General features: G+C 62.1%; 11 protein-coding genes. All 11 read right to left on the bottom strand.

The window, feature by feature from the left end; translation table 11 throughout:
• Positions 1–210: 2Fe-2S iron-sulfur cluster-binding protein (locus ABYB95_RS11135; protein ID WP_372658583.1), on the bottom strand; the 210-nt coding region annotated here is incomplete at its 3' end.
• A complete protein-coding gene (locus ABYB95_RS11130) occupies positions 207–1,187 on the bottom strand; it encodes a PdxA family protein (protein WP_372658582.1) in 981 nt (326 codons plus the stop codon). The genes ABYB95_RS11135 and ABYB95_RS11130, both read right to left, overlap by 4 nt.
• Complete coding sequence (locus tag ABYB95_RS11125; protein WP_372658581.1) at positions 1,184–1,657, bottom strand: aromatic-ring-hydroxylating dioxygenase subunit beta; 474 nt, start codon at positions 1,655–1,657, stop codon at positions 1,184–1,186. The genes ABYB95_RS11130 and ABYB95_RS11125 overlap by 4 nt, the downstream gene beginning before the upstream one ends.
• An 18-nt stretch (positions 1,658–1,675) precedes the next feature.
• Positions 1,676–2,905, bottom strand: a complete 1,230-nt coding sequence (locus ABYB95_RS11120; RefSeq protein ID WP_372658580.1) for an aromatic ring-hydroxylating dioxygenase subunit alpha — start codon at positions 2,903–2,905, stop codon at positions 1,676–1,678.
• Positions 2,906–2,947: 42 nt separating this feature from the next.
• A complete protein-coding gene (locus tag ABYB95_RS11115) occupies positions 2,948–3,925 on the bottom strand; it encodes a Bug family tripartite tricarboxylate transporter substrate binding protein (RefSeq protein WP_372658579.1) in 978 nt (325 codons plus the stop codon).
• Between the two features lie 39 nt (positions 3,926–3,964).
• Positions 3,965–4,678, bottom strand: a complete 714-nt coding sequence (locus ABYB95_RS11110; RefSeq protein ID WP_372658578.1) for an ABC transporter ATP-binding protein — start codon at positions 4,676–4,678, stop codon at positions 3,965–3,967.
• Positions 4,671–5,360: an ABC transporter ATP-binding protein gene (locus ABYB95_RS11105; protein WP_372658577.1), complete on the bottom strand. Its 690-nt coding sequence runs from the start codon at positions 5,358–5,360 to the stop codon at positions 4,671–4,673. Before ABYB95_RS11105 ends, ABYB95_RS11110 begins: the two co-directional genes overlap by 8 nt.
• 74 nt (positions 5,361–5,434) lie before the next feature.
• A complete protein-coding gene (locus ABYB95_RS11100; protein ID WP_372658576.1) occupies positions 5,435–6,415 on the bottom strand; it encodes a branched-chain amino acid ABC transporter permease in 981 nt (326 codons plus the stop codon).
• Positions 6,412–7,275, bottom strand: a complete 864-nt coding sequence (locus ABYB95_RS11095; protein ID WP_372658575.1) for a branched-chain amino acid ABC transporter permease — start codon at positions 7,273–7,275, stop codon at positions 6,412–6,414. Before ABYB95_RS11095 ends, ABYB95_RS11100 begins: the two co-directional genes overlap by 4 nt.
• A gap of 25 nt (positions 7,276–7,300) precedes the next feature.
• Entirely contained in the window at positions 7,301–8,476 is a 1,176-nt protein-coding gene (locus ABYB95_RS11090; RefSeq protein ID WP_372658574.1) for an ABC transporter substrate-binding protein, read from the bottom strand.
• 114 nt (positions 8,477–8,590) lie between these two features.
• On the bottom strand, positions 8,591–9,348 hold a 758-nt coding region (locus ABYB95_RS11085), incomplete at its 5' end, for an aldehyde dehydrogenase family protein (protein WP_372658573.1).

Here is a 9,348-nt window from a genome sequence, read left to right as displayed (position 1 = left end):
GGGCGCGTTGATCCCGGCCTCATGGCCGCCTCCTCCGGTACCGACCACCAGTTCTCCCGCCAGCACCCGGCCCTTGCAGTTTCCGCAGGCGCCCTTGCGGCAGGAATAAGGCATCTCGATGCCATGCTTGGCCGCCGCGTCCAGCACGGTCTGCCCCGCTTCGGCGTCGAACTTGACGTCCGTGCCGTCGATTCGAATTTCATAGCTCATGGCGCCCTGCCTTTGGTTGTCGCCGGTGCTGCCACATGGCCCAGCATTGCGACGGTTTCGATCATGGCCCGGGCCGAGGCCACGCCTTTTCCGGCAATGTCCATTGCACTGCCGTGGCCCACACTGGACAAAAGCACGTCGGCACCGATCGAGATCGCGGAAGCGCGCTGCGGGCTGAGCAGCTTGATCGGGATGTGTCCCTGGTCGTGAAAGATCGCGACGTAGAGATCGTGGGCACGCGAAGCCAGCAGCATGTCCCCGCCCGCCGGCCCCGTGACGTCGAGCCCTTCTGCACGCAGTTGTGCAGCCGCAGGCTCCGTGATTGCACTGTCCTCGGTGCCGAAAAGACCGCCCTCGCCCGCATGGGGATTGATGCCCATCAGCGCAATGCGCGGCGTGTCGATGCCAAGCCGGGCCAGGGCCCGAACGCCCGCATGTGCTGCATCAGCTACAAGCTTGGGCGACAGCCGGCCCAGCGCGTGTTGCACGCTCTCGTGCAGCGTGACATGGACGATTCGCAATCCGCCTCCGATCAGCAACAGGAACACGCTGTCCTCGGGCTGGCCGCACACACGCGCCACCAGCGATGGATAGCCCGAAAAGACAATGCCAGCCTGTGCGATCGCGGTTTCGTGATGGGGCGCGGCGACCACCGCATCGAACCGTCCGCGCTGCGTGGCCTCGATGGCGCGCGTGGCAGCATCGACGGCAGCCGCGCCCGCCTGGGCGTTGATCTCGCCGGGCCTGAATCCATCCTGCAGGACAGGCGCGAATGGCTCGACTGAGGCCACCGCCAGCGCCTCTCCCAAGCCCAGCATATCGGCGGTGTCGCGAAGAACGTTCGCCGGCCCGAACAACGTGAGCGCCACGTCATCGCGCCCGGCATAAGCGGCCACCGTCTTGAGCGCGATCTCCGGCCCGATGCCGTTGGGGTCCCCAACGGGAATCGCGATGCGGCTGACGGTTCCTTGTGTCACAGGGGAACGGCCAACAGAGTGTCGAAGCGGCTGCTGTCGCAAATCACGACGCGGCGCTTGAGTTGCAGCTTCTCGCCGCTCAGGTCGAACACGTCCTTGTAGAGGCCTGTGGCGTACAGGACGGTTTCATCGCCCTGGACGATGCGCACGACCAGGAAAGGCGTTTCACACTCGGCTTCGTTCGTGTCGCTGCGCACAACGTGCGGGAGCCCCACCATGTGGCGGTAGGTCTGACGCTCGTAGACATTGGCATGGCGCAGCGCCGAGATGCGGTCCTCCAGCATGGCCCGGGACGTCGCGTACATCAGCCCGGCCGCAAGGCCCGTGCGGTCGTTCTCCGCGCTGGTCACCCGGTAGTGGCACACATCCGCGAAAAAGCCTGGCCAGCTCTCCAGGTTGTCGCTGTCGATGCAGCGGGTGTAGGACGCATTGAAGTCCAGCAATTGATCGCGCAAACTGAGTTTTTCCATTTCGATTTCCTTCGGTCTTCAAACGCCCATCAGCACGCGGTATTGCTTCCAGAAGCCCCTCACGGCAGCCTCCGTGGCACGCGAACTGCTCGAGACCGTGCTGTCGCCGCCCATCTCCAGCACCGCCTGTTCGGCCCGCGTGCCTGCAATGCCGCGCTGCACGAAGCCGCCGACGGCGCCGTCCTCCATCGACACGAATCCCGCCGCCCCGATCAGGTTGGCCTGCTTGAGCCGGACTTCGCGCTGCGTCGGCGTGTCGGACACGTAGCCGATGTAGGTCCAGTTCAGATCGGTCTTGTCGATGCCGCGCGGCAGCACCTGCCGGATGGCCAGGCAGTTCTGGATCTGCTGCAACACGAAGCCCGGGAACACCGACAGAATCTGCAGCGTGATGCCGTCATCGAACTCCCTGAAGCCCTGCAGCAGGCTGGGGTCCTTCAACTGGTAGCCGGACTGGTCGGATCGCAGCCCCTGGTCCTTGTAGCCGTCGAAGCCATCCTCGTCGACCTTCGAGTAGCTCACGTGATGAGCACCGGTCTCGCTGACGATGACACCGCCCTCCTGGGACAAGCGATTCAGCCTGAAGGTGGTGAAGAACAGGTGCAACAAACTCGCGTGGTAGGTGTCTTTGACGTTCTCGTAATAGAGCTTCCAGTTGTTGGGAAGCGCCTGGGTGAAGCGCCCGATCACCTCCACCGGACGGCCCAGCACCCGCTCGATGCGCTCGCAGATCTCGTCGCCAAGGTAGTCCTCCAGTGGGTCCACGTCGTCGCTAAAGCTGCCGAACACCAGGCCACAGAAGATCGCCACGCGCAGCTTGGTCGGGTGATGGTGGTCCTTGCAGAAACCTTCGGACATGCCACCTGCGCCGTTGACGCCACCTTCGAATGCCACGCCTTTGAGGTCACCCTTGAGGCTATAGGTCCATGCGTGATACACGCACTGGAAGTCCTTGGCATCCTTGCCCGACTTCTCCAAACAGATCAGTGCGCCACGGTGGCTGCAGCGGTTCTCGAACGCGTAGATCTCGCCGTCCGCATCGCGCGCCACCACGACCGGGGTCTCGCCGACGAAGGTCGTCCTGTAGTCCCCGCTGTCGGGGATTTCGTTTTCGAGGCAGAGATAGTTCCAAGTGTCGCCGCGGTAGATGTTGCGCTGCTCGTCGGCATAAACCTGATCGTCGCGGTACACCGCCAACGGGACACGGGTTTCACCTTGAGGAATCCATTGGATAGTCGAAGTCTGCATGTTGAGTCCTTTGAGAGATTGGGTGAGCTGGAAGTGAGGGAGTCAATCGACCGTGATCTTTGCGGCCTTGATCACTTGAGCCCAACGAGCGGTTTCCTCGCGCACGAAGCGATCCATCTGTTGCGGCGTGCTGCCGACGACTCGCGCACCCCGCTTGGCAAAGTTCGCCTGAACGTCGGGCAGCTTCAGGGCATCCACGAAGACACGGTTCAACTCGCGCACCATGTCATTGGGAGTTCCCGGGGGCGCGACCACTGCAAACCAAGTCACCGCCTGCATGGCAGGCAACCCTGTTTCCGCGAAGGCGGGAACTTCCGGCAACACCTCGGAGCGCTGCTTGTCGGTCACGGCAAGAATTCGTATCTTGCCGCTGAGGTGCAACGGCATCGACGAACTGAGGTTGTCGAAAAATACGTCGACATGGCCGCCCAGGAGGTCCGTGAGCGCCGGAGCCGTGCCCTTGTAGGGAACATGGATCATCTGCGTGCCCGTCAAAGACTCGAACAGCGCCGCAGTCAGATGCGAAGTCGATCCATTGCCCTGTGAGGCAAAGGTGATCTTGCCCGGATGGGCATTTACATAGGCGAGAAATTCCTCAACCGTGTTGGCGGGGAACGAAGCACGCACCGCAAGGACATTGGGCACCTCGGCCATCACTGTAATGGGCACCCACTCACTAGAGTCATAAGTGAGTCTAGGGTAAAGGCTACGGTTGATTGCAATGGGGCCGGGTGGCGACGCCAGCAGCGTGAAGCCATCCGGCTTGGCCTTCGCCACTTGATCTGCGCCGATGTTTCCACCCGCGCCTGCCCGGTTTTCCACCACAACTCCTTTCGGAAATTGCAGCCTGATTTTTTCAGCCAGAATGCGGGGCAAGGCGTCGGCCGTGCCGCCCGCAGAGAACGGGACGACCAAATGCAATGGCGCAGCGGTCAAGTCTGCTGCGTGGGATTGCAAACAGATGGCAATCGCTGACAACAGGACTGCGAGGCGGAGTGTTGGTTTGGTTAAAATTTGCATATTGATTCCAGTAAATTAATGAATGACGTACGGCCCTTCTCAGACCCCGAGGTACTCGGCCAGTCGACCGGGTTGGGCGCTGAGTTCTTCGCTGGTGCCTTCGAGCACAACGCGCCCCTTGACCAGAATCAGGTTGCGGTCGGTGATGCCAGTGACGGCTTTCCAGTTCTTGTCGACCACTACCGTTGCGATGCCCGCCGCACGGATGAGGCCGACGATTCGCCAGATTTCCTGGGCAATCAGGGGCGCGAGTCCTTCGGTGGCTTCATCGAGAATCAACAACTGTGGGTTGGTCATCAGCGCGCGGCCGATGGTGAGCATCTGCTGCTCACCGCCCGACAGTTGCTGTCCACCGTGTCCGAGCCGCTCGGCCAACCGCGGAAAGACCTTGAGCACACGTTCGAAAGTCCAATCCCGCCTGCCGTCCACACCCGGCCTGGCAGAGACGTTTAGGTTCTCGCGCACACTGAGGTTCGGGAAGATGACACGGCCTTCGGGAACATAGGCAATGCCCAACTGAGCGATCTGGTGCACGCTCATACCCCGCGTGGGATGGTTGTCGATAGACACCGCCCCATCGCGCGGTGCGACCACACCGACCAAGGACTTCAGCAACGTCGACTTGCCCATGCCGTTGCGACCCATCAAGCCCACGGCCTCGCCCTTGCGGATGCTGAAGTCCACCCCGTGCAGGATGTGGCTCTCGCCATAGTAGGAATGCAGTCCGCGCGCCTGCAGTAGGAATTCAGACATGGGAAGCCTCCACATCACTGCCTAGGTAGGCACTCTGAACCTCTGGATTGGAACGAACCTGCTCCGGCGTGCCTGTGATCAGGACGACACCGTTGACCATGACCGTCAGCAGGTCGGCAATAGAAAACACGGCGTCCATGTCGTGCTCGACCAGCAGGATCGCGTGCGATGCCACCAGGCCGCGCAGCAACTCGATCATGCGCAGCGATTCCTCGTGGCCCATGCCGGCCAAGGGTTCGTCGAGCAGCAAAACCTGCGGGCGCGTGCACAGCATGATCGCCAGTTCGAGCTGGCGCTGTTGGCCATGGCTGAGTTCGCTGGCGCGGCGATGCGCCACATCGTCCAGACCGGTGCGGTCCAGTGCTTCCTCCACCGCCACCAAGTAAGGCGGGTACGATGCCGCATTGCTGAAGATCCTCGCGCCGCGCGGCTCGCGCGACTGGGCAGCCAGGCGGCAGTTCTCGAATACCGTAAAGCCCGGGAAGATATTGGTCTTCTGGTAGCTGCGCCCGACCCCGATGCGCGATCGCTCGTGCGGCGCAAGCCCGGTGATGTCTTCGCCACGGTAGAGCACTTGGCCTGACGAAGCGGGGATATCGCCCGAAAGCAGGTTGATCAGCGTGGACTTGCCTGCCCCGTTGGGACCCAGCAATGCGTGCACCTGGCCCCGGCGCAACTCCAAGGAAACCTTGTCGTTGGCCCTCAACCCGCCAAACGTGCGGCTCAGACCGACAGACCTCAGGAGAACTTCGTCCTTCATGGCTTCCTCCCACGCGCCAGCGCCTTGACCCTTCCGAACAGCGAGGTCATTCCGTCCGGCAGGAACAACACGAGCAGCACGATCACTGTGCCAAGCCACAGATGCCATTGCTTGGTAAAGCCCGACAGCACCTCCTGCAGCAAGACGAAACTGAATGCGCCGATCACCCCGCCCCACAGCTGGCCCATGCCACCAAGGATCACCATCAGAAGCACGTCCGCCGACTGATGCCAGGACAGGAGTTCAGGGTTCACGCCGCCGCTGAGCACGGCGTACAGATGACCGGCCATGCCGGCAAGTGATCCGGCCAGGGTGAAAGCCGCCAGCTTGTAGCGCAGCACCGGGAAGCCGATCACGGCCATACGGTGCTCGTTCTCCCGGATACCCTGCAGCGCCCTGCCCAGCGGGGAGCGCAGCAGCAAGGCCATGAACAGCAGCACCGCCACCATCAGTGCCATCACAAGGTAGTACAGCGTGTTGGTGTCGGTCAGTTCAAACGGCACCCAGCCGTTGATCTCCGTGGTCGGCTTGCCGCGCAGATTCAGACCATCCGAGCTACCGCCCAGCGCCTTCACGTCATGGAACAGAAAATAGAAGATCTGAGCGAAGGCCAGCGTCACCATGATGAAGAACATGCCGCGCGTGCGCAGCACGAACAAACCGACGGTGAACGCCGCCACTGCCGTGATGACCATGGCGGCGGGCAGTGTCAGCCAGAGGTTGTTCGTGACCTGGTACTGGGTTCCCAGCAACGCCAGCACGTAGCCGCCGATGCCGAACCAGGCCGCATGCCCGAAGCTGATGAGCCCGGTGTAGCCCAACAGCAGATCCAGGCTGACCGCGAATATCGCCAGGATCATGATCCTGGTGACCAGCTCGGTGTAGAACTCCTGGTCGAACTGCGGGAACACGGCCAGCGCAACCAGGAACACCATGATGGCTACGGCTCGCCCGCGTGAAGTGATGAGGGACTTCATGACTTGAACAAACCTTCCGGGCGCCACAGGAGAACGATGGCCATCACCACATAGATCGCCATCCCGGCATAGTCGGGAACGAAAACTTTTCCGAAGGTATCGGCGAATGCAATCAGCTGTGATGCCACCAGAGCGCCCCACACCGAGCCGATCCCGCCTACGATCACCACCACGAAGCTGACGATGAGCATCTGCGTGCCCATGCCTGGGGCAACTGCCGTGACAGGCGAATTGATCATCCCGGCAAAGGCCGCCAGCGCCACGCCCAGGGCAAACACCAGGCGATAGACCCAGTCGATGTTGATCCCCAGGATCTGCACCATGTCGCGGTTCGACGCGCCAGCGCGAATCTGGGAACCCAGCCGGGTGCGCTGGATCAGCAGGTACAGGCCCAGCGCCACCAGCAGGCACACCACCGACATGAACAGCCGATAAGCGGGGTAGGCCATGACACTGCCCAGCGGCACCGAGAAATCAAGCCACCCGGGTACGGGCACCGAGTGCACCTCATCACCGATGAAGGAACTGCGCAAGGACTCGAAGATCAGGATCAGCCCATAGGTCAGCAAAACCTGTTGCAGGTGGTTGCGCCGGTACAAATGCGAGAAAAGTGCCCATTCGAGCAGTCCTCCGATCAGTGCGCTGAGCACGAGGCCGACGATGATCGTGGCCAGCAGGTTGCCTGTGAGCGGGGCCAAACTGAACGCGAGGTAGGCTCCCATCATGTAGAAGCTCCCATGCGCCAGATTGATCACACCCATCACGCCAAAGATGAGCGTCAGGCCACTGGCGACCAGGAACAGCAGAAGGCCATATTGCACGGCATTCAGTGCCTGTATGAGAATAAGAGAGAGGTCCATCGCGTTCAGAGTGGCTCAGGATTCGTCAGATCTTGCAATCGGGCGACGGGTCGGCCAGCGCCTTGACGATGACGTCTGTCATGACGTTCTGGTTGCCGGTGGCAACACGCGCGTACATGTCCTGGATCGGGTTGTGCGACTTCGAAAAGCTCAATGGGCCACGCGGGCTTTCCAGCTTGGCGATCTCCATGGCCTTGATCATCTCGGCCTTCTTCTTCGTGTCGCCTTTGACCGCGTTCAAGCCCGCCGCGAACAGCTGCGCGGCATCATAGCCCTGGACGGCGAACACGTCAGGTGTGGCATTGAAGGTGTTCTTGTAGGAAGCGATGAACGCGTCGTTCTTCGGGTTCTTCAGGCCGTCCGCATAGTGCAGCGCGGTCTGCAGCCCGCTGGCCGACTCGCCCTGAGCCGCCAGCGTGCCCTCGGTGATGAAGGCGCCATACAGCGGAATGTTGTTCTTCAGGCCCGCAGCGGCGTAGTCCCTGACGAACTTGACCTGTCCGGCCCCGGCGACGAAGACATAGGCGGCCTCGGGTTTGATGGTGGCGAGCTCCGTCAGCAGCGGCTGGAACTCGACGTTGGGAAACGGCAGGTTCAGGTCCTTGATGACCTTGCCGCCGCCCTTCTCGAATCCCTCGCGGAAACCACGCACCGACTCATCGCCGGCGGCGTATTTCCAACTGATGGTGACGGCGGTCTTGTGCTTGCGTGCCGCCAGCAAGCCGGAAGCGTAGCCCGGTTGCCAGTTGCTGAAGGAGGTGCGGAACACATTGGGAGCGCACATCGCACCGGTGATCTCGGCCGCGCCTGCGTTCGGCACAATCATCAGCGTATTGGTGTCGCGCGCTACGCGGGCCATGGTCATCGCGACTCCCGAATGGATCGTGCCCACCAGCACATCGACCCGGTCGCGCTTGACCAGCTTGTTCGCGTTCTCGTTGGCTTTGGACGGATCCGACTCATCGTCGAGCTCGACGTACTGCACCGTGCGGCCGGCCAGCTTGCCGCCGTTCTCACTCACGTAGAGTTTGAAGCCGTTGACCACCGTCTTGCCCAGTTCGGCAAAGGTTCCTGAAGTCGGCAGCATGAGTCCGACCTTGATGGGATCGGACGATTGCGCAATGGCACCGCTGGCGAGTAGCGTGAGCGCCAGCGCGGTGGTGATCCGGGCTGGCATGTGGCGAAATGAAATGCTGAGCATGGTCTGTCTCCTAGGGTTTGTCGACAAGTTTCAGAAATGGGGCGTGCAGCACCCCGCCGGACCGTTTCAGGTCCGGTGCGGTACGTCACGCTGGCCGCGAGAAGCGGATTCGGCTCAGGGCACGGCGCTGGCCTGCGAGATGAATTTCGTGGTCAGATAACCATCGAAAGTCTCGACACCGCCCTCGCTGCCCATCCCGCTGTCCTTGACACCGCCGAGCGGTGTCTCGGCAAGAGCGAGACCGAAGTGGTTGATGCTCACCATGCCCGCTTCCAGCCGGTTGCTGACGTGCGTGGCAGTGGCAAGCGAGTTCGTGAACACGAAGGACGCAAGCCCATACGGCAAGGCATTGGCCCGTGCCAGGACTTCATCCGTGGTTTTGAAGCGTGTGATCGGCACCACGGGACCGAATGGCTCCTCCGTCATCACCCGGGAGTCGTCCGGCATTCCTGTGACCACGGTCGGAGCGAAGAAAAAGCCTTGGTCGTCGAGCCGCTCGCCGCCACACACCAGCGACCCGCCGCGTGCCTGTGCATCCGCAACGAGCGCCTGCATGGATTCGACGCGGCGCCCGTGTGCCAGTGGCCCCATCTCGGTGTCCTTGGCAAGACCATCACCGACTCGCAGGCTGCCATAGGCGCCAGCGAATGCATCGACGAAACGATCGTAGACCTTCTCGTGCACAAAGAAGCGGCTGGGCGCCATGCAGACTTGGCCTGCGTTGCGCGTCTTGGTCTTGGCCAGGAAGTGGGCAGCCGCCTCGACGTCCGTATCGTCGAACACCAGCACCGGCGAGTGACCGCCGAGCTCCATCGTCATGCGCTTCATGTGTCCACCAGCCAGCGCGGCCAACGTCTTGCCGACCGCGGTGG

Origin of the sequence: Hydrogenophaga sp. (assembly GCF_041633695.1) — a bacterium.
In the GTDB taxonomy this organism is placed as follows: domain Bacteria; phylum Pseudomonadota; class Gammaproteobacteria; order Burkholderiales; family Burkholderiaceae_C; genus Hydrogenophaga.
Note: the sequence above shows the minus strand (reverse complement) of the source record. Positions and strands in the feature narration are given on the sequence as shown.